Source organism: Alkalibacterium putridalgicola (assembly GCF_900109825.1).
Taxonomy (GTDB): domain Bacteria; phylum Bacillota; class Bacilli; order Lactobacillales; family Carnobacteriaceae_A; genus Alkalibacterium; species Alkalibacterium putridalgicola.
This window is the reverse complement of sequence record NZ_FOBL01000005.1, coordinates 40807-60708: the sequence shown is the minus strand read 5'-3', so window position 1 is coordinate 60708 and position 19902 is coordinate 40807. Positions and strand designations below refer to the sequence as shown.

Here is a 19902-nt window from a genome sequence, read left to right as displayed (position 1 = left end):
ACTTTTAGTAACCTTGACAAGAGGTAAGTTTGTTATAAAAATCTGAATATTTAATCAAATGTGAACAAAATGTGTCTAAGATCATAATATTGCAGTTGTTGTCAGTTAATGAACCCGTTATACTTGAAAAGGAATCAGAACGTTAAAGTAACGGATAAAATATTACTTAAATGAGGGTCGATGGAATGGTAATGGATATGAAAGACGTTATAGCCTTAGTCAATACAAATAGAGGGAACGGGAAGAAAGAAAGTCTGAACCGCATGCGTATACTGCTGAAGAAAATAGGTAATCCGGAACAGAGGTTGTCGTTCGTGCATATTGCCGGGACCAACGGTAAAGGATCGACGGCGTCATTTATTTCTCAGATACTCATTCAAGCCGATCTGAAAACAGGAATCTTTACTTCACCGCACCTAGAAAAAGTGAATGAGCGGATCCGGATCAATGAGACGTATATTTCCGATGACGACTTTATTCGGACAACAGGAAAAGTAGCGGCTGTCGTGGATGCTGTTGAAAAAGAATGCGGCGAGCGACTGTATTCATTTGAAATTTTAACGGCGGTTGCCCTTTTATATTATTATGAACAGAAGTGTGACATCGTTGTTCTGGAAGCAGGCATTGGCGGCAGGTTGGATGCGACCAACACGATCCCGGTCCCTGAAGTCGCGATCGTGACGTCGATCGGTATGGATCACACGAAGATGTTGGGGGAGACCCTGGAAAAGATATCAGGCGAAAAGGCCGGGATAATAAAAGAAAAGGGAGATGTAGTGATACCATCTTTCACACCCTCCATCGATGACGTATTCCAGAAGATGTCAGAAGATCAGCAGGCGTCCCTTCATAGAGTGGGCACTAACGACGCCCAAGATTTGATCATGACAGAACAGGGCAGCACCTTTTCATACAAACAGTTTGAAAAAGTGACCGTTCGAATGGTCGGCAAACATCAGGTGAGCAATGCTCTGTTAGCTATTGAAGCGGCTATAATCTTAAAAGGAAAAGGGTATGAGTTGTCCGGGGAAGATATTATCAGAGGGATCGAAGCCAGTTACTGGCCGGGACGGATGGAAAAAATCCAGGATGCTCCGACAATTTTTATTGATGGGGCTCATAATCCTGAAGGCGTGGAAAGATTGAGAGAATCGATCGAATCCTTATTTCCGGATGAAAAACTCACGATCGTAGTCGGTATGATGAAAGACAAGGACTATATGCGCATGATCGATGACATCCTTCCTTACGCAAATAAAGTCTATACTGTGTCGCCGGATCCGTATCGCGGATTTGCGCCAAGAGTGGTCGCCAGACAGCTGCAGGAGAAGGGGATAGACGCCCGGCCGTTCGATTCGATCGATGACACGGTCGACTTTCTGAAAAAGCAGACAGATACAAATAAAAAAATCATCGTATTCGGTTCGCTCTATCTGATCGGAGATATAAAAAAACAGTGGAAATAACAGAAGCTCTTCCTGCTTAATAAAGTGGGAAGAGCTTTTATTACTGTTAAGGAGACAAAGCGTGCTAGTATTAAGTTGAAAAGACAGGAGAAAAAAATGAAAGGAGAGATTGATAAAACCGCTTGCATTTCGTTTTAAAGTACAGTATAGTAAAAGCACCAAAACTTGTATATACAAGTTACTAAAAGGAGGAAATTGGAGTGGCAGACTTTAAAAAAGATGCACAGGAGCTACTGGATGCGATCGGCGGCAAAGAGAACGTCAACGCGGTAACTCACTGTGCAACACGTATGCGTTTTGTTTTAGACGATCCTTCCGCAGCAGATAAAGAAAGAATTGAAGATATCGAGTCAGTTAAAGGAACCTTTACACAAGCAGGACAGTTTCAGGTTATCGTGGGTAACCGAGTGGCAGACTTTTATAACGAATTCTCCGGAATTTCAGGACTTGAAGGTGTAAGTAAAGATGACGTGAAGAGCGCGGGGAAGCAACATATGAACGGCCTGCAGCGTGTCATGGCGGCTTTGGCAGAAATTTTCACACCATTAATTCCAGCAATTATTATCGGTGGTCTGATTTTAGGGTTCAGAAACGTTTTAGAACAGGTACAGTTCGCAGCGCTGGGACAGGCGATGGTCGATGGACAGGCAGCATTTACAACTGCAGGAGAGCCGATTTACAACACGATCGTTGATGTTTCACAGTTCTGGAGCGGGGTCAATGCCTTCCTGTGGCTGCCAGGGGAAGCTATTTTCCACTTCCTGCCAGTCGGTATCACATGGAGTGTTACCCGTAAAATGGGAACCACTCAGATTCTGGGTATCGTTCTCGGGATTACACTCGTTTCACCTCAACTGATGAATGCGTATGGGGTCACAGATATTCTAGCAGGTGATGTCAATCAATGGGACTTCGGTTTCTTCCAGCTGGATATGATCGGGTATCAGGCTCAAGTTATTCCAGCTATGCTGGCAGGTTTCTTACTGGTCTATCTTGAAAAATGGCTGAGGCGCGTCATACCTGAAGCGATATCAATGATTTTTGTTCCACTGTTTGCTTTGATACCGACCGTCTTTGTGGCTCATGCCCTTATTGGCCCAGTCGGCTGGCAGCTGGGTATCTGGTTATCACAAGTCGTTCAATGGGGATTGACTGGGTCATTTAACTGGCTCTTCGGATTCGTATTCGGTGGATTGTATGCGCCACTTGTTGTTACCGGACTTCACCACATGACCAACGCTGTCGACCTGACACTTGTAGCCGAATTTGAACAGACTATTTTGTGGCCAATGATCGCCTTGTCAAACATTGCTCAAGGATCAGCGGTATTAGGTATCATCTTGATGCACCGTGGGAATGAGAAAGAACAGCAGATCTCTATTCCGGCAATGATTTCAGCTTACCTTGGCGTAACTGAACCCGCACTATTCGGTATCAATATCAAATATGTGTATCCCTTAGTTGCAGGTATGATCGGCTCGGCCTTTGCAGGGATGACCTCTGTTGCGCTGAACGTCGCATCATTCAATATCGGCGTCGGGGGCTTACCAGGAATATTATCTATTATTCCTCAATACTGGATCGGCTTTCTGATCTCAATGGCGATCGCCATTGTTGTTCCAGTCGTACTGGTTATGGTCTTTGAGAAGCGCGGTATCCTGACTAAATATGAAAATGATCACTTACCAATTCCTAAATTAGGTAACTAAAAACGTTCGATTAAATTAAGCAAGGAAAATGGTTAAGGAGGAAGGATAATTCCAAAAGATGGGCTGGATTCTGGTAGGATTACTGGAAGATGCGCGTTTGAGGGGTTATCCTTTTTCTTTTAGATAAGAAATTAGACAAAAGAAGGGACGAATACAATGGGAAATTTACATGACAAAGTCATTTATCAAGCTTATCCAAAGTCATTTAAAGATACGGACGGGAATGGTATCGGTGACTTGAATGGTGTCATAGAGAAGCTGCCGTATATAGCAGAGCTGGGCGCAGACATGGTCTGGCTCAATCCTTTTTATAAATCACCGCAGAACGACAACGGGTATGATATCGCAGACTATACATCGATCGATCCGATGTTCGGGACGTGGGATGATTTTGACCGGTTAGTGGAAGAAGCAGACAAGCAGGGCATCGGTCTTATGCTGGATATGGTCCTGAATCATACGTCTACGGACCATGAATGGTTCCAGAAAGCACTGGCCGGCGATAAAAAGTATCAGGATTTTTATATTTTAAGACCGGCTCAAAAAGACGGCAGCCTGCCGACGAACTGGGAGTCGAAATTCGGCGGACGGGCCTGGTCTAAATTCGGTGACACAGACAAGTACTATCTCCATCTCTACGACGTCACTCAGGCAGATCTGAACTGGCGTAATCCGGACGTACGCAGGGAACTTTATAAAGTCGTCAATTTCTGGCTGGAAAAAGGAGTGAAGGGATTCCGTTTCGATGTCATCAATGTCATCGGTAAAGCGGAAGAGTTGAAAGATGCGGATGATGGTGTCGGGAAAGCACACTATACGGATACACCGATCGTGCATGACTACATCAAGGAACTGAATAAAGAGACCTTCGGACAGTATGAGGATATTGTGACCGTGGGTGAGATGAGTTCGACGACCGTTGAAAACGGCATAAGATATTCCGATCCGGAAACGGATGAACTTTCCATGATCTTCAGTTTCCATCACTTGAAAGTCGATTATAAAGACGGCGAAAAGTGGACGACCATGCCGTTTGACTTTATTAAACTGAAACATATTTTAGATGAATGGCAGTCTGGGATGGCTGAAGGCGGTGGCTGGAATGCTTTATTCTGGAACAATCACGATCAGCCCCGCGCCAACAACCGCTTTGGGGATGTGAAAAACTATCCGATTGAAACGGCGACCATGCTGGCCCAGACGATCCACTTGCTTCGCGGCACACCGTATATCTATCAGGGAGAAGAAATCGGCATGACGAATCCGGATTATACTGATCTGGATAACTACAAAGATATTGAAACACATAATGCCTTCATCGAACTGAAAGAAAACGGACATTCAGATGAAGAAGCCCTTGAGATCATAAGAGACAAATCACGGGACAATGCCAGAACACCGATGCAGTGGAACACCACCAAACACGCAGGTTTTACTGAGGGTGAACCTTGGCTGAAAGTCGCGGACAACTATAAAACGATCAATACCGAGAATAAGGAACACAGCGGAAAAATCCGTTCTTACTATAAAGAACTGATCCGTCTGCGCAAAAAAATGCCGATCATTCAGGAAGGGTCATATGAAGCGATCGGACTGGATCATCCAAGTATTTTTGCTTATGTCAGAGAACATAAATGCGAGAAGCTGCTGGTCCTGAATCATTTCTATGCAGAGGAAGACAAGATAACCCTTCCAGATGAACTGCTGGAAGGCGAGAGCAGTTATCTGATCGGGAACAGCGGCGAACGCCAGCTTGAAAAGACGTTCACGATGGGACCTTATGAAACGGCAGCGTTTATAATTAAATAATCCAGGAATACAAAAGATGGACGCTAGCTGGGCTAGTGTCCATCTTTTTACTTATTATAGTCCATTGGCGGCCGACGACGGGCAAATTCGACGAATCGAAATTTATCCAGCCGGTGCCTTGATTCTGTGTACTGGAACAAGGTCGTGTCTTCCAGATGCACTTCACTCCGCGTGACCACGACATGAGTATCCCCGTGCAAAGTCATCAGCTCGCGGTCTTCTTTCGTCGCGGGTTCAACGATAAACTCTTTTCTGGCATAACCAATAGTCAGCCCTAATTCCTTTTCGATATAGTTATATAATGATTTCTGGGCTTCGGCATCCGGAAGTTCTTGGATAACCGAGGTCAGGAGGTAATCTTTATCCAGGATAACAGTTTCTCCATCCACTTTCCGTCCACGGATCACAGCATGAACTTCTGAACTGGGAGGAATGTTTAAAAAGGATGCGATTTGATCCGGCAGTGTCTCTACCTGATTTTTTATCAGCAAGGTTTCACTGTTGATATGCTGCGCTTCTTCCAGTTCCTTGTAACTTGTCAGACCGGAAATAGGAAAATCAAAGCGTTTAACATCCAGTACGATGGATCCTTTACCCTGTTTTTTTTGTATATATCCGCTCTCTAGCAGTAAGGTTAGAGCTTTTCGAATTGTTTCACGCGAAACATTGTACTGTTTCGAGAGTTTATTTTCACTTGGCAGCAGCTCTCCCGCTTTGTATGTCTGATTTAAAATATTTGATTCGATATCTAAAAATATTTCTTGAAATCTACTCATGGGTTCCAGTCCTTTTCAGATTCTTTCTGTTCAGCAAGCTCTATTTTAATAGAAAACCGATCACTTCTCAACTATAGCAGAGTGCATATGATAAATAAGTATCAATCAGGGGCCATACAATATTTTTACAAAGGTACTCATATAATTAGGAAATACAAAAAAGGTGGATCAGCTGACCAACTGATCCACCCGCTTCTTTGATTATACTTATCGAATCGTCAGCACTTGACCGATACTGATGAGGTTAGGGTTCGAGATGTTATTGACTGAAGCCAGACGTGAAACGGTCGTGTTGTAACGTAGAGCGATCGCGTAAAGGGTATCCCCGGCTTTGACGGTGTATGTGGTCGTGCTTGAAGGTGGAGGTGTCGTCGTACTTGTTGGAATCGTCAGCACTTGTCCGACACGGATCAGATTCACATTTGTGATAGTGTTAGCAGCAGCGATTTTTGAGACCGTTGTGTTGTATCTCGCTGCAATGGCAGATAAAGTGTCACCGGCTTTGACGGTATAAGTCGTCGAACTGGAAGGAGGTGGTGGCGTCGTTGTGCCGCCGCTGCCTGGGATCATCAACACTTGACCGACGCGGATGAGGTTTACATTCGTGATGTTATTTGCTGAAGCAAGTTGGGAAACGGTAGTGTTATATTTTGCTGCGATGGCGGATAAGGTATCGCCGGCTTTGACAGTGTAGGTCGTTGAACTCGAAGGAGGAGGCGTTGTCGTACCGCCGCTGCCTGGAAGGAACAGGACCTGTCCGACGCGGATGAGGTTAGTGTTAGAGATATTATTGAGTGAGGCCAGTGTTTGAACCGTTGTGTTATACCGGAGTGCAATGGCATATAAGGTGTCGCCTGCTTTAACCGTGTAAGTTTGCGTATTTGAGTTGATGTTCAAAAGCTGATTGATCGTGACAAAACGGTAGCCGGTACTTTTCAGTCGGGTGATCATGGTCGGAAGAGCGCCTGGTGTACCGGATGCTCCTGCGCCTGTATGCATCAGGACGATGGCACCGGGAACGATTCGATTCATGACACGGGAGACGATGTCGCTGGAAGAATTACCTGTCCAGTCGATGGTATCGATGGTCCACATGATGGAATAAGGGTAACCGGCATCGCCGACACGCTGAAGTACGGTTGAGTTATAGTCTCCGTAAGGCGGTCTGAAAATCGGTTTGGTCGATTTGCCAGTGATTTGTCTGATCGTATCTTCTGCTCGCTGAAGCTGGCTTACTGTCTCAGCAGCAGAGATCTGTGTGAAATAAGGGTGAGAGTAGGAATGATTACCGAGCTGATGGCCTTGGTTTGAGATGTTTCGGATAGCCTGCGGATGATTATTTGCGCCAGAACCTGTAAGGAAGAAAGTAGCTGTCACATTATGAGTGGAAAGTATCTGAAGGATCGTATTGATATTGGTCCCGTCTGATCCGTCGTCAAATGTAAGGGCAACGACTTTTTCAGTTGTATTCCCTCTGTTGATGGACTGGGCGGGAGCGGCCTGGACTGTCGAGAACGTAAGAATGGACGACAGAATCAATAAAAAGGTTATCGCGATCCCTGCGCTTTTGCGTATGAAACTTCTTCTAATCTTTGTGCTCATTTTTCTCACCCCTTTCATATCGTTAGAAGACCAAAAAACTATGTACTGAAAGAATATGGGCGGAAATTAGCAAAAGATGAAAGCCTAATCTAACTCATTTGTTTATTATATTATACCACGAAAAAAGTTGAGAACCTTATTAAAGGTCTCAACACAGAGGGAAATACAAGCAGTTATAACGCTTTAGTGTAACAAATCACGCGGTTCACTTCTTTGAAGCCAAGTGACGTATGAAAGTCAGCACTGAGGATATTTTCCAGATCCACATCACTCGCGAATTCAGTCGCATTCATAAATCGCGACCAATCTTCACAGACTTCAACGAGTTGTCTGGCGATTCCCTGTTTTCTATAGAGTTTTCGTACATAGATACCTTCTAAATAACTGACGGGAGACGTACTGGTTCCTTCCACAAAGTCGTAGCGGAGCTTAACGTGAGCAAACCCCAGTATGTCTTCATTTTCTTCGCATATGAACAGTTCCGAGGTACTGTCGCGATGAAAATGATTCATTTCCTTTTTTAAAATAGTGAGCTGTTCATCCGGCCACAGCAAGTGAGCGAGTTCCGTTATCTGTTCAATATGATGATCACTAGCTCTTTTTATTTTAAACATTCTGACGCCCCCCTGAATAATGATAAATACGATTATTATTTTTTCATTTTACCACAGAAGATCAAAAAACGCTTTCAATAAAATCATGAAAGCATAGGTATAACAAGATGGCCTTAAATAAGGAAATATGTGTAAACAAAGCGTTATAGTTCATCAATACACATGAGATATGTTATGATTCTTCTTAAGAAAGCGAATACATATAAAAAGGAGAATGCAGAATGAAAAAATCAATGTTGTTTTCTTTACTAGCCGTTCCTTTGGCTTTATATGGATGCGGAACAGGCGGGAACGAAGGGGGTCAAACTCCTTCTGAAGACGGACAAAACGAAGGCGGCACCAGTGGAGAAGCAGTGACTGTTGACTTCTTCAATCAGAAACCGGAAATCACTGCTCAGCTGGAAGAGCTGGCAGAAATGTATAATGAACAGTCTGAGAACAATGCGGATGTCATGATCACGACTGTCGGCAGTGGTGAAGGATCAGCTGCATTACAGGCCCGCTTTTCTTCTGGGGACGAACCTGCCCTGATGATGCTGAATGGCCTTCCTGAAATCGAACGGTACAGTGATTCACTCGTGGATGTCTCAGAGATGGAAGTAGCCGGGACGGTCATTGACGGCTTGCTTGAAGGCGGGACGATCAATGGGACGCAGCTGGGGATTCCTTTGAATATTGAAGGCTTCGGCTTGATGTACAATAAAGAACTGTTTGAACAGGCAGGTGTCGATCCTGATTCAATAGAATCGTACGATGATTTTGTAGACGCCGTCGAGACGCTGGACAGTCAAAAAGAAGAACTGGGAATCGAAGAGGTATTTGGCTTCAGTGGGGGAGAAAACTATATTGCGAATCAGTTTTCAGCCAACTTCACCAGTCCGGAGTTCAATCACAGTATTTTAGATGCCTACAGTGCCGAAGAGTTGACCTGGGAATATGGCGATCAGATGCAGAAATATACGGATCTGATCAATGAGTATAACGTTCAGCCGATCTTGACCGTAGATTACAGTCGTTCCGTTGAAGAACTGTTTGTCAACGACCAGGTAGCGATGGTACATCAGGGTGTATGGATCGTGCCGACTTTGAATGAGATCGATCCGGATTTTGCTCAGGAAAAACTGGGTATTCTGCCGGTCTATGGTGAAAGCGATACGGAAGGAAAGATTCCAGCCGGTTCACCCTGGTACATCGGAGTCAATGGAAATCTGGATGAAGCAGTCGTTGCAGAAGCGCAGAACTTTATCGACTGGATGTATACGTCTGAAGAGGGACAGGAAATGATCCTCGGCGATCTCGCCTTTATTCCAGCTCAAGAAGGCTATGATCCCGAAGATATTTCAGATCCTGTATCACGTCAGATTTATGAAGCGATGCTTGCGGGAGAAACATCCGCATTTGTCCATAATCAGTACCCAAGTGGCTGGTTCCAGCAGGAACTGTATCCGGAATTCCAGAGCTATTTAAATGGAGAGCAATCATGGGAAGCGTTTGAAGAGAATACCTCTCAGGCCTTTTCAGAAATGAGGTAATCGATTATGAAGGGAAAAAAGAAAAACCTGTATTACTGGGCTTTCGTTATCCCCTCACTGCTAGTCGTATTTTTTGTCATCGTTCTGCCGCTGATTTTAGGAATAGGCACATCCCTGACCAATTCAGATGGGCATAATGCGGTGTTTATAGGATTGAATAACTATATTAGACTTTTGTCAGATGACCAGTTCATATACAGTCTATGGTTCACCATTCGTTTTGCCTTTGTGGCCGTTATATTGATCAATGTCATCGGTTTAGGGCTCGCTTTACTTGTCACGCAGAAAATCGGTAAAGTGAGTCTGTTCTTCAGAACCATCTTCTTTATGCCTAATTTGATCGGGGGGATCATTTTAGGATTTATCTGGCAGTTTATCTTTGTCCGGGCCTTTGCCGGAATTGCAGAGGCGACGGGCTTGTCATTCTTCAATGCCTGGCTGGCTGATACGACCACGGGTTTCTGGGGGCTTGTCATCGTTTTCCTATGGCAGATGAGCGGTTATATCATGATCATCTATATATCCTTTCTTGCCAATATACCCGGTGAACTAATCGAAGCCGGCAAGATAGACGGGGCGAATAAGTGGCAGGCTTTCTGGCTTATAAAGTTCCCCATGCTTGCCCCGGCATTTACGGTCAGTCTTTTCCTGACTTTGGCCAATGCCTTCAAAATATACGATTTGAACTTGGCTCTGACAAACGGCGCGCCTTTTGGATCAACTGAGATGATCGCCATGAACATCTATAATACGGCGTTCTTTCAATACCAGCAGGGTTATGCTCAATCCAAAGCCGTCGTCTTTTTTCTCATAGTCGCAGTGATCTCTTTGACCCAAGTCTTCATAACGCGTAGAAAAGAGGTCGATTTATAATGACACGGGAAAAAACACACAAATGGCTAGTTATTATCCTAGGGTTACTGATTTCGGTGAGCTGGATCTATCCGTTCTTCATCATCTTCTTTGGTTCCCTGAAAAGTCGGGCAGAAATTTTCACGAATACGATTTGGATCCCGGAAACCTTTGTCCCGGAAAATTATTCCAGAGCCTACGAGGGACTGGAATATGGAAGAAGTTTTTTAAACTCATTGTTTATAACAACATCAAGTATCATTATTATCGTTATTTTCTCTTCGATGGCTGCTTATGCATTAGCGCGAAACAAGTCAAAAATCAGTACAGGAATCTATTTTTTCTGTGCGCTGACGATGCTGATCCCGTTCCAGTCGGTCATGATCCCACTGGTTTCCATTTTCGGTCAAATCAACTTCCTGAATCGGTTCGGTCTGATCATCATGAACTGGGGATTCGCTTCCAGCATGTCCATCTTTCTGTATTATGGTGCGATGCGATCCATCTCAGTATCGCTTGACGAAGCAGCTTACTTAGACGGAGGCACGCCATTTCAAATTTTCTGGCGTGTGATATTCCCTATCTTGCGGCCGACCACAGTCACAGTCGTCATACTAAATGCCATACGTTTATGGAATGATTTCCTGCTGCCTTCACTTGTCATCAATCAGGAAGGCATGCGCACCATCCCGCTTCGGATGTACTACTTCTTTGGCGAGTATACCGTCCAGTGGGAACTGGCACTGGCGGGGCTTGTACTGGCGATCGTGCCGATCATCGTGCTGTATATTTTCATTCAGCGCTATATCGTCGAAGGGGTGACAAAAGGAGCTGTCAAGACGTAATAGATCAGGTGATACATTATAGAAATCAACCGTTGAGGGGAGACCGATTCCTTCAGCGGTTTTTTTGTGAAGAACAAGCGAACCGGCTGTAAAAAAATGTTCACAACTGACTTATAAAAAATAAGTTAAAAAGTTGACAAATCAGTTCATTACTTATATTATTTAACATGTCGAAACAAATAGAATATCTCATTTACGTTTAAATAAGGTAAAGTAGTGAAAGAAATCTACCTGTACATATAAAAATAGCATAACATAGCGGTTTTGAGCACTTTTTAACTGGGAGAGTCCCCAGAAAAGTCCCCAAAACCGCTATTTTTATGTCATGGCCCTGCTAAAACTAACGACCATTTCTTTATTCATTTCTTCCAGGACATGAGCGTAATACTTGCTGATTGTTTGTGGTGTATCTCCAAGTCTTTTGGCAACCGCATTAACCGTTGCTCCATTCTGCAGTAGGATTGTCGCATGACTATGACGGAATGTGTGAAATCGTCCGCCTTGTAATTCATTGTCGCTATCGATGATGTCGACAAACGGCCTGTATAACGCTCTGTATGTTAACGGGCATTCCTTTTTTAAGTTAACAAAGATGAAGCCGTTTCTTCTCATGTGCTTTGTTTTCTCGATATACTTTCTTATATAGTCGATGACAAATGGTTCAATACCGATCGTTCGATAGGAGTTCAATGTTTTTGGCGGACGGACTCCGTTTGAATCGCATGTTCTGGAAACAGTCAACTCGTTGGATTTAAAGTTTATATCCAGCACTTTCAAACCGATCGCCTCTCCGATTCGTAGACCTGAGTATGCTAGAAGAAGCGAGATGGTATACACTGTGTCATCTGCCTTTTCTCTTATCAAATTTAGAGAGTGCTGCAGTTGTGATGATGAATAAGCTTTTTGCTCCTCAGCCTTTGGCAGTTTTACTTTTACTTCTGATATAGGGTTCTTTCTGATTAGGCCATCTTTCACAGCCTTGTTCAGGGCTATCTTCATAAGATTATTGTACTTGTCGACTGTGACAGCTTCTAAATTCTCTGAGTTCAATAACGGCTGAATAAAGTTAGTCTTATAAGAAGATACAGTTAATTTAGTTAGCTTCATTTTACCCAGGTAAGGCATTGCATAGTTATTGATCATACCTGCTCTTGTTTTATAAGTCGTTTTCGCCCATTCGTCCTGGTATGCTTCTAGCCACCGATTCAGCCAATCGCCCACAGTGATTTTATCAGATTCCATCCTATGAGTCCCTTTATTTAATAGATCAGCCTGCACTTTAATCAATTCACTGTAAGCTTCCTTTTCACTATCAAACCCGAACCTAGGTAATTCATGTCGTTCTCCCATATCATCATAATATTTGTAACGGTAACACCACTTCAAGCCGGATTTAACTTTATATTTATAGACGTATTTATATTTTTTGCTAGCTACCAACTTGCGGGACATAAAATCACTCGTTTCTTTTGCTGGTTAACTTCATTAGTTTGATGTGCACTTGTTCGTCTTCTTCATCTAAATATACGTCGACAACATCGTTTAAGTTCAAGTCAGGGCGAATAAAATTTATACCCTGAATCAGTTCCCAGTCGGAAATGGTTGTTGGCTTTTCGCCGTATCGGCGCAACTTTAAATGGATATAATCATCAAAATAGTATACGAAGAGAGACAAATCGTGATTGATATCAAAAGTCCTAATATCATAAGCGCCTGTCCGTTTCGTATTTTTAATAACAAAATCCGATTCATAAGTAGTCATTTCAATAATAAACATAGTTTTCACTCCATTTCTCGTACTTTATATATATAAATGCGAATGTATGTTCTTTTTAATTGTAAAAGAAAAGCCCCTTCGGACTAGTCTTTTTCAGGATTAATGATATAATAATTTTTAGAAAGAGAGGCGATATAGATGTTTTTTTTGAAAAGCAAATCAAAGTTTAATAATGAGCTTGATTTGAAAGTGAAAGAACACGAAAGACTTGCCCAGCATAATAGGAAAGTTATTCAATCAGGATATAATAGTCTGGAGTATTCTAAAAAGACTTTTGAAGAAAAATGGACTTCTATTCAAAAAAGATAGCTATTGGAGTGATAATTCTATCTCCCATTTCTAACATCTTGAAACTTGATAAGAATATATCAGTTAACATACTAGGGATTTGATTCATATCACTCGTATTAAAAGTCTTTAATTGATCTTCATGTGTTGTTGTTTTTATTGCAGTAACTAAGCCTAATACATTAATTTTTCTACTAGTTTCTGTTAATAAAGCTAATTGTCCTTTATTTAATCTGAAACATTCTCTCTTACATAGAGCTAAAGAGCTATCGGTTCTAACGAATAAGCTTTCTCCTAAAAATTTATCTGCTGCAATAGCAGCTTTATTAACTACACTAAAACCTTCAGCAGCTTCTGATTGTTTTTTTTTGACTTCTTTTATCTGTGTCTCAATCTCTTTGACCATTGCTTTAATTTGGGGATTTTTTTTAGCTTGTTGCTTATACGGTTTTATTTTATCTTCTAATTCCCGTACCTCAGCAGATTCTGAAGAATCTCCGAAAAATATCTGAATCATAGTATCATCAGTAATCTCTTTAATTAATGAAAAATCATAAAGACTAAAGTCACTTTGGAAATTTATCAACTGTCCTTCTTGAGATTCTAATATCTCGTTAGTATAATTTTCAAAATCTTCTATTTTTTCTAATAAAACATCAACAGCATAATCGTTTAATACATAATCTAGAGCACGAACTTGAGTATTGGTCAGCTCCATCCCGGTTTCTTCTGTTACTTCTTTGACGTATTTAGCACCGAGCTGAAGGAAGTTATCTACACCCTTAGAATGATTTACTGTACTTTTATCAGAAGAGGTACCTGTTTGTTCGTCACTATTTAAATAACTTTTGATTAGTCCATTATCTAATTGAGCTAAGGTAGAATTTAACAAATCTTCATCAAGATAAATATAATCTTTCATTTTATGCCTCCCTTTCATATTTGTTCCATTTCTTTACAACAATACCTCCGACAATTACATCATTTATAATTACTTATGCATTAATAAAACTTACTTTAACTTCCCCAACTCCACATCGTTATCAAAAGAATTAAAGTTAAACACTACTTTCCCAATGACTTTTATACTGTCCAACTCATCGGGAGTTAACTCTTTTTCAAAATCAAAATAGGAAGAAGTAGATTTGAGCATGAAAGTGTCGTTGTTTTTAGTTACTCGAACAGTCATTTCTTTTTCAGAGGTTAGACCATTGGACTCAATCGTAATGAAATCGCCGTCCTGCACTGTACTCCAGAAGTCAGGCTTAATGTTAGTATCTATTGCAACGATTGATCCATTTGTAAAGTAAGGATTATCATTTGTGGTAGTCACTTCCGAAAAAATCAAATCATCTATGTTCAATTTAGGTGTATTGATAATTAAGTGCATATTGGGCCTCCTGCTTACCAAAATAGCTCCGAAATTTTATCATCACTATAATAGCTCTGCTTTTTTTCGATCGAAATCTTCTTGATCAATTATACCGGCATCTAATAATTCCTTATATTCTTTCAACTCTTCTACTACACTCTTTTCGTTTGACTTTTTGTCCGGGCTAATTTTTTCTTCTTCGTATGCTGCTATCATATCTAAGTAGCTTAAAGTTTCTTGCGCATCCTCAGCTAGCTTTTTATAATCTTTTGAGTCTTTTTTCATTTTTTTCTTTACTAACGGTATGATTATAGATGGGTTATCAGGATTATTTACAGAGATAACTATTTTCATCTCCGTAACAAAATTTTTACTTTTCTTCTTTCCAGTTAGTCCCCCAAGGATCATCCCAACACCACTGAAAAGTACTCCACCCACAACTGCACGACCTAAGCTCACGCCGCCTTTAGTAACAGATTCACCATCTTCGATTAATTCATAAGAAAGTAACTCGGAATACTTAAATGTTTTGTTCGATGTTTTAACCGTAGTCCATTGTTTTGAGTCGTCATCAATAATCAAGTGTTTTGTGCGTTTAGTAGGTCTGAATTTATTCTTTTCTTCGATAACAAACGCCTCAACAGTTTGTTTGTTGTACTTCTCAAAGAAAACTTTTTCTTCAATACTTAACGTCTCTTCATTTTTTATTTTCTTTTTTATATTGCTATTTTTTTCAGATTCATCTAATGCAACTTTAGCTTTATCTTTTAAATCGTTAGCTTTACCTTTTAACTCATCTAAAAAACCCATCAATCTTCATCCTTTCTTTTACAACAATATTTCCGACAATTCCAACGGCACCCCATATTCATTCAATAATTCGATTGTGGTTTCTGGCAACTTCCCTTGTTCCTCTATATATAAGTTCATACACATAACAGCCGCAAACTTATTGGCTTCTTGCTCCATCTTAGATCGAGAAAGATAATTTAAAGTATAATAGCTACTGATTTCATCGTGTTCTAAGGCATGATGTAGTTCGTGAGCCGCAACAAAATACTTTTCTGGACTATCTTCTAAATCCGCTTTCAAATAAATAGTAGGAGTATCGAAGCTTTTCATATAAAGCCCCAACGACCTATTTTCGCTTTTGAAAGGTGAGTATTCGAGTTCGATGCCTTTCATTTCAATTATTTTGAATGGATCCATTGTTTTATACTCTGACATAATTTCCTCTAACAGTTCAGTTATTCTTTCATTCATTAGTATCACGAACTTTTTTCTTTTGGAGTTTCCTCCATAGAGACGCCCGCAATACCTGACGAACATCCTCCCTTTCTTCCTCGTTCAATTCTTCTCCACCAAAGGTCATTTTTGCATTTTCATCTAAAATTTTTTCTATCTCTATAACATCTTCTTGGGTTGCCCAGGAGGGAATATCGCTTCCTAAAATATAATCTGTAGAAACTTGGAAATGATCGGATAATTTTTTTATTATTTCAATGTCTGGCTCATTTCTGTTGTTTTCAAAATGAGAATACGCTGCTCTAGATACTCCGATTGATTTAGCTACATCCTCTTGGGTTTGTTGAGCTGTTTTTCTTAAAGATTTTAATCTTTCACCTATCAAGATGGTCACCGCCTTAGGGGTATGATAACAAAGAAACGATACAAAAAGTATCTAAAAAGAAAAAAGATACAAAAAATATCATTTTATGCTTGACGATACAAAATGTATCGTGTAATATGTGTTTATAAGATACAAATTGTATCAAACCTGTAGAAAGGAGTGCTGATATGGAAAAGCGAAATAACTTAGTTAATGAACGGAATAAATTAAATCTAACCCAAAAAGAAGTAGCTGAAAAGATTGGTATATCTGAAGTTATGGTAAGAAAGTTAGAAGCGGGGAACAGAAACCCTAGTTCGGAGACTGCAAAAAAAATCGCTATTTTTTATGAAAAAGAGTTAGATTATTTATTCCCTGATATTTTTTTAATTAACTTTGATACAAAACATACCAAAAGTTAACCTTGAATATATCTTATAAGAAAACTAAACGTACTATCTACAAACCGAATACGGAAAGAGGTGAGAATGATGGAAATGGAAGAAAAAGTGAAGAAATTATTAGATTTCCAAAGACAATTTACAAAAAGAGAGTGGAATGACCTCTTAGTTCAAATTGAGTTTCAGTATAGAAAAAAGGCCGATGAGTTACAGTTCACCGACCAAGATATAAAAGAAATTGCAAAGCGTCATTTTTGAACAATTTGTATATGACAGGGTTGTAAACGATAATCGATATTTTTGTATCTTACATGTACGTAGTCTTGGTTATAAAAAGTATGTTCTTGTTCTTTGCGTATAGGACTATAAATTTCTGCATTTTCCTCCCACCAAATATAGGGAGAAGTAAAATGCGGCCCCATTACGCAAGAGTCATCTTCAGTCAAGTCTACCCAAGTGCCGACTATATTAGCGTATACATGTGTAGCCATAGAATCACCTCCTTTTATGGAGAATATGTCAGAAGAAAGGACGCCAAAAATGAAAAAAATGATCATCACACTAATCGCCCTCACAACTATTGGTTTAGCTAGAATAGCGATTAAACCAAAACCAATTGACATAAAGATAGATGGCAAAACTATTGGCCGGTTTAAAAATCTTTATTAATTGACTTTAAAGTATCTTCATATAGCGATTTGTACTCTTTATAAATATCAATGTGATAATCACCATCATCATTTTCTTTAACAAGTGAATTTGAATCTAGTAGAAATGATAATGCAGCGATAGTCAAATCATGAGCTCTCTGTTCGTTTGATAAAGGCATCTGTAACACCTCGCTTTCAACTTTAATTTATATAAATCGCTCAGTTGGTATCGGTCGACTTATATAAGTATAGCTTAACAAATAACACCATCAGTCGCAATATGTTGCGCGAACATGAAAAGGAGATACTAGATGATGTGGAAAAACGTTTACAAATTGATGAAGGAAAAAGAGTGGAATCAAAATCAGTTGGCAAAGAAAGCTGGAGTCAATAATACAGTGATCAGCGCACTAAAGAACGGGAAGATTAAGAAACCTAGTTTTGACCTGGCATGTAAGTTAGCAGATGCCTTAGAGGTCAGCTTAGACGATTTAAGAAAGGATGATAAAAATGAGTTCCAAAGTGATTAATCAAGAATTAAAAGAAGCAATTCAACGCAAAGGGATGACGCAAGTAACACTATCAAAAGGTACCTTTAGAGCAAAGACAACTATTAATGGGTATTTCCGAGGCGATCCAGCACCGGTAGAAGCGATGGAAGACATGGCAACGTATTTGGATGATTCTCTTTTCAGTCAAGACATGTCACACAAAGTTTTCAGCGTGATCCCGCCGATGAGATCAGACGTCTATCAGCAATCACCTCACACATTGGATATCATCCATAAATTGGAAACCGAAGAACGAAAATCACGAAAGAACAGAGCTATGTTGCTTCTTACTAAAAATAGCGAAGCGTTAACTGAACAAGATAAAGAAGAGATATTAGATTACGCTCTCAACTTTTTAGATGAAGTATTTATTGAAACACGCTGCATTGTTTCGATCCTTGAGAAAGTCAATCTATCTTTGATGTCTGCAGTACAGCAGAGAGTGCCGCATTGGAAGAGACAGAAGTATATGGGAGGGGAATAACAAATGTTAATGACAATGACAAGCAAACAAACGATTGAATCAAGAGAAGTAGCGGAAATGATCGGAAAGCAACATAACGAACTCTTGAAAGATATTCGGAAATATATTGGTTATTTAGCAGAGGGGAAAGTTCCCCACAGCGATTTCTTCCTCGATTCAGCTTATATAGATCCTAACAATCGAGAAAGACCGTGTTTTTTATTAACCAAACAAGGATGCGAAATGGTCGCAAACAAGCTGATCGGTAAAAAGGGGACTATATTCACAGCGTTATATGTTAAGCGATTCAACGAAATGGAACAAAACCAATCTAGCTACATGATTGAGGATCCGATCAAACGAGCAGAGCGCTGGATTGAAGAGCAGCGACAGTTAAAATACCTTGCTGATCAGAATGAAGTGCAAGCGCAGTTGATAGCAGAATATGAACCGAAGATAAGTTATCTGGATACAATACTTGAATCAAAAGGATTACTGGCTACAAGTCAAATAGCTGCAGATTATGGCATGTCACCACAGCAACTAAATAAGATACTTCACGAAGAAAGAATACAGCACAAAGTAGGCGGCCAGTGGATCCTATATAAAGAGCACATGAATAACGGATATACAAAATCTCAAACAATTAATATCAAGCGTTCTGATGGTAGACCAGACACAAAAATGAATACGAAATGGACGCAGAAAGGTCGATTGTTCATTCATGAAATTTTAGAAGACAGAGGAATAACGGCTTTAATGGACATTGAGGAGTGAATCGAATGCAAGCAATGTTAAAAATCGACGATGAGTTAGTCAGAGAAGAAGTGAGAAGGCAAACACGAGAGGCACTATTGGAAATAAATGAACTTTGGTTTGTTTCTGCAGCTACTTTAAGAAAGAAACTGGATATGGGAGCCAACAGCGTAGAAGAAATTTTGAACGACCCACGGATGAAAGTCATCATGATTAAGCGTACGGGGGGAAAACGTTGGTACCCAGCGGATGAAGCTAAAGAGATCATCCATCAAATTATGAATGAATGGTGAAAGGAGACACTATCATGACTGACGATGAAAAAGCAAAAATCATACTTGAAGGATTAGAAACCTATCTGCAAATAGATTGGGCATTCGAGAAGTTTTACATCAAGGGAATAAAAATTGGGTTGAAGAAAATAGAGAGGAAGGAAGCCAATGAGAAGAAGAAAAGTTGAAATAGCCCTGATCGCTATAGGGTTGATATTAACCATTCTGGCCAGAGACTATGCAGTAAATCAGCGTCTAGCGATGGGATTAACTCCAAGCTGGGGCGGAGAGTTCTTCATCATCCCATTAATAATGGTAGCTTACTTCACGTTTAAAGCAGATTGGAGTGTTGAATGATGATAGGAATCGTTAAAAATGAAGTGCGCTATGTCTTGATTAATCATGCCTTTGAAGACTGGAAACGAATCATGTCTAACGGATTAACAGCCAAGCAGGCAAGAGAAGATATTGAACGAGATTATAAACTGATGGAAAGAGAAAAAATCGTTTTGCGCAACATGATATTAGAAGACCTAGAAACGAAAGTTGGGTAATGAT

The 19902-nt window shown here is 40.5% G+C and carries 27 protein-coding genes; 16 read left to right on the top strand and 11 right to left on the bottom strand.

The window, feature by feature from the left end; translation table 11 throughout:
* Positions 1-185: 185 nt before the first annotated feature.
* From BMX84_RS02840 to treC, 3 genes are all read left to right on the top strand, one after another.
* Positions 186-1466, top strand: a complete 1281-nt coding sequence (locus BMX84_RS02840; RefSeq protein ID WP_177165440.1) for a bifunctional folylpolyglutamate synthase/dihydrofolate synthase — start codon at positions 186-188, stop codon at positions 1464-1466.
* A 200-nt stretch (positions 1467-1666) separates the two neighbouring features.
* On the top strand, positions 1667-3175 hold the full coding sequence (gene treP, locus BMX84_RS02835; RefSeq protein ID WP_091487041.1) for a PTS system trehalose-specific EIIBC component: 1509 nt from the start codon (positions 1667-1669) through the stop codon (positions 3173-3175).
* A 156-nt stretch (positions 3176-3331) separates the two neighbouring features.
* A complete protein-coding gene (treC, locus tag BMX84_RS02830; protein ID WP_091487040.1) occupies positions 3332-4984 on the top strand; it encodes an alpha,alpha-phosphotrehalase in 1653 nt (550 codons plus the stop codon).
* A 47-nt stretch (positions 4985-5031) separates the two neighbouring features.
* On the opposite strand, the gene treR is transcribed toward treC, so the two are convergent.
* From treR to aac(6'), 3 genes are all read right to left on the bottom strand, one after another.
* Entirely contained in the window at positions 5032-5760 is a 729-nt protein-coding gene (treR, locus tag BMX84_RS02825) for a trehalose operon repressor (RefSeq protein WP_091487038.1), read from the bottom strand.
* A 207-nt stretch (positions 5761-5967) separates the two neighbouring features.
* On the bottom strand, positions 5968-7362 hold the full coding sequence (locus BMX84_RS02820) for a LysM peptidoglycan-binding domain-containing protein (protein ID WP_143058659.1): 1395 nt from the start codon (positions 7360-7362) through the stop codon (positions 5968-5970).
* A gap of 173 nt (positions 7363-7535) precedes the next feature.
* Entirely contained in the window at positions 7536-7976 is a 441-nt protein-coding gene (gene aac(6') / locus BMX84_RS02815) for an aminoglycoside 6'-N-acetyltransferase (protein ID WP_091487037.1), read from the bottom strand.
* Positions 7977-8197: 221 nt separating this feature from the next.
* Between aac(6') and BMX84_RS02810 the strand changes: the two genes are divergently transcribed.
* From BMX84_RS02810 to BMX84_RS02800, 3 genes are read left to right on the top strand one after another with little or no spacing between them, the layout of a single operon-like run.
* Positions 8198-9508 (top strand): ABC transporter substrate-binding protein, encoded by a 1311-nt coding sequence (locus BMX84_RS02810; protein WP_091487035.1) that lies wholly within the window; start codon positions 8198-8200, stop codon positions 9506-9508.
* A 6-nt stretch (positions 9509-9514) separates the two neighbouring features.
* Positions 9515-10381: a carbohydrate ABC transporter permease gene (locus tag BMX84_RS02805; RefSeq protein ID WP_091487034.1), complete on the top strand. Its 867-nt coding sequence runs from the start codon at positions 9515-9517 to the stop codon at positions 10379-10381.
* Positions 10381-11205, top strand: coding sequence for a carbohydrate ABC transporter permease (locus tag BMX84_RS02800; protein ID WP_091487032.1), 825 nt, complete (start codon positions 10381-10383; stop codon positions 11203-11205). The genes BMX84_RS02805 and BMX84_RS02800 overlap by 1 nt, the downstream gene beginning before the upstream one ends.
* Positions 11206-11523: 318 nt before the next feature.
* On the opposite strand, the gene BMX84_RS02795 is transcribed toward BMX84_RS02800, so the two are convergent.
* The 7 genes from BMX84_RS02795 to BMX84_RS02765 all read right to left on the bottom strand — a co-directional run bounded on the left by BMX84_RS02795 (position 11524) and on the right by BMX84_RS02765 (position 16272).
* Entirely contained in the window at positions 11524-12657 is a 1134-nt protein-coding gene (locus tag BMX84_RS02795) for a tyrosine-type recombinase/integrase (protein WP_091487030.1), read from the bottom strand.
* Positions 12658-12661: 4 nt separating this feature from the next.
* Complete coding sequence (locus tag BMX84_RS02790; RefSeq protein WP_091487028.1) at positions 12662-12982, bottom strand: hypothetical protein; 321 nt, start codon at positions 12980-12982, stop codon at positions 12662-12664.
* Positions 12983-13274: 292 nt separating this feature from the next.
* Positions 13275-14192, bottom strand: a complete 918-nt coding sequence (locus BMX84_RS02785) for a DUF6414 family protein (protein ID WP_091487027.1) — start codon at positions 14190-14192, stop codon at positions 13275-13277.
* A 90-nt stretch (positions 14193-14282) separates the two neighbouring features.
* Complete coding sequence (locus BMX84_RS02780) at positions 14283-14660, bottom strand: hypothetical protein (protein ID WP_091487025.1); 378 nt, start codon at positions 14658-14660, stop codon at positions 14283-14285.
* A gap of 45 nt (positions 14661-14705) precedes the next feature.
* Positions 14706-15452: an SHOCT domain-containing protein gene (locus BMX84_RS02775; RefSeq protein WP_091487024.1), complete on the bottom strand. Its 747-nt coding sequence runs from the start codon at positions 15450-15452 to the stop codon at positions 14706-14708.
* Positions 15453-15470: 18 nt separating this feature from the next.
* Positions 15471-15869, bottom strand: a complete 399-nt coding sequence (locus BMX84_RS02770) for an ImmA/IrrE family metallo-endopeptidase (protein WP_177165439.1) — start codon at positions 15867-15869, stop codon at positions 15471-15473.
* A gap of 28 nt (positions 15870-15897) precedes the next feature.
* Positions 15898-16272, bottom strand: coding sequence for a helix-turn-helix domain-containing protein (locus tag BMX84_RS02765; protein WP_246119100.1), 375 nt, complete (start codon positions 16270-16272; stop codon positions 15898-15900).
* Positions 16273-16439: 167 nt separating this feature from the next.
* On the opposite strand from BMX84_RS02765, the gene BMX84_RS02760 reads away from it, so the two are divergent.
* On the top strand, positions 16440-16673 hold the full coding sequence (locus tag BMX84_RS02760; RefSeq protein ID WP_091487019.1) for a helix-turn-helix transcriptional regulator: 234 nt from the start codon (positions 16440-16442) through the stop codon (positions 16671-16673).
* Positions 16674-16742: 69 nt separating this feature from the next.
* Positions 16743-16910 (top strand): hypothetical protein, encoded by a 168-nt coding sequence (locus tag BMX84_RS12470; protein WP_177165435.1) that lies wholly within the window; start codon positions 16743-16745, stop codon positions 16908-16910.
* On the opposite strand, the gene BMX84_RS02755 is transcribed toward BMX84_RS12470, so the two are convergent.
* On the bottom strand, positions 16901-17143 hold the full coding sequence (locus tag BMX84_RS02755; RefSeq protein ID WP_091487018.1) for a hypothetical protein: 243 nt from the start codon (positions 17141-17143) through the stop codon (positions 16901-16903). The genes BMX84_RS12470 and BMX84_RS02755 overlap by 10 nt on opposite strands.
* Positions 17144-17192: 49 nt before the next feature.
* Between BMX84_RS02755 and BMX84_RS12775 the strand changes: the two genes are divergently transcribed.
* The 8 genes from BMX84_RS12775 (at position 17193) to BMX84_RS02725 (ending at position 19898) form a co-directional block, all read left to right on the top strand.
* The gene (locus BMX84_RS12775) at positions 17193-17321 is read left to right on the top strand and encodes a hypothetical protein (RefSeq protein ID WP_281282300.1); all 129 of its coding nucleotides are present in this window, start codon (positions 17193-17195) and stop codon (positions 17319-17321) included.
* 292 nt (positions 17322-17613) lie between these two features.
* Positions 17614-17832 carry a helix-turn-helix transcriptional regulator gene (locus tag BMX84_RS02750; protein ID WP_091487016.1) on the top strand — a complete coding sequence of 73 codons (219 nt, stop codon included), beginning with the start codon at positions 17614-17616 and terminating at the stop codon, positions 17830-17832.
* Positions 17813-18337, top strand: coding sequence for a helix-turn-helix domain-containing protein (locus BMX84_RS02745; RefSeq protein WP_091487015.1), 525 nt, complete (start codon positions 17813-17815; stop codon positions 18335-18337). The genes BMX84_RS02750 and BMX84_RS02745 overlap by 20 nt, the downstream gene beginning before the upstream one ends.
* Positions 18338-18346: 9 nt before the next feature.
* Positions 18347-19093 carry a phage antirepressor KilAC domain-containing protein gene (locus BMX84_RS02740; protein WP_371860946.1) on the top strand — a complete coding sequence of 249 codons (747 nt, stop codon included), beginning with the start codon at positions 18347-18349 and terminating at the stop codon, positions 19091-19093.
* A gap of 5 nt (positions 19094-19098) precedes the next feature.
* On the top strand, positions 19099-19365 hold the full coding sequence (locus BMX84_RS02735; protein ID WP_091487012.1) for a hypothetical protein: 267 nt from the start codon (positions 19099-19101) through the stop codon (positions 19363-19365).
* A 14-nt stretch (positions 19366-19379) separates the two neighbouring features.
* The gene (locus BMX84_RS12465) at positions 19380-19532 is read left to right on the top strand and encodes a hypothetical protein (RefSeq protein WP_177165438.1); all 153 of its coding nucleotides are present in this window, start codon (positions 19380-19382) and stop codon (positions 19530-19532) included.
* Complete coding sequence (locus BMX84_RS02730) at positions 19513-19701, top strand: hypothetical protein (RefSeq protein ID WP_091487010.1); 189 nt, start codon at positions 19513-19515, stop codon at positions 19699-19701. The genes BMX84_RS12465 and BMX84_RS02730 overlap by 20 nt, the downstream gene beginning before the upstream one ends.
* Positions 19698-19898 (top strand): hypothetical protein, encoded by a 201-nt coding sequence (locus BMX84_RS02725; protein ID WP_143058658.1) that lies wholly within the window; start codon positions 19698-19700, stop codon positions 19896-19898. Before BMX84_RS02730 ends, BMX84_RS02725 begins: the two co-directional genes overlap by 4 nt.
* Positions 19899-19902: the final 4 nt, after the last annotated feature.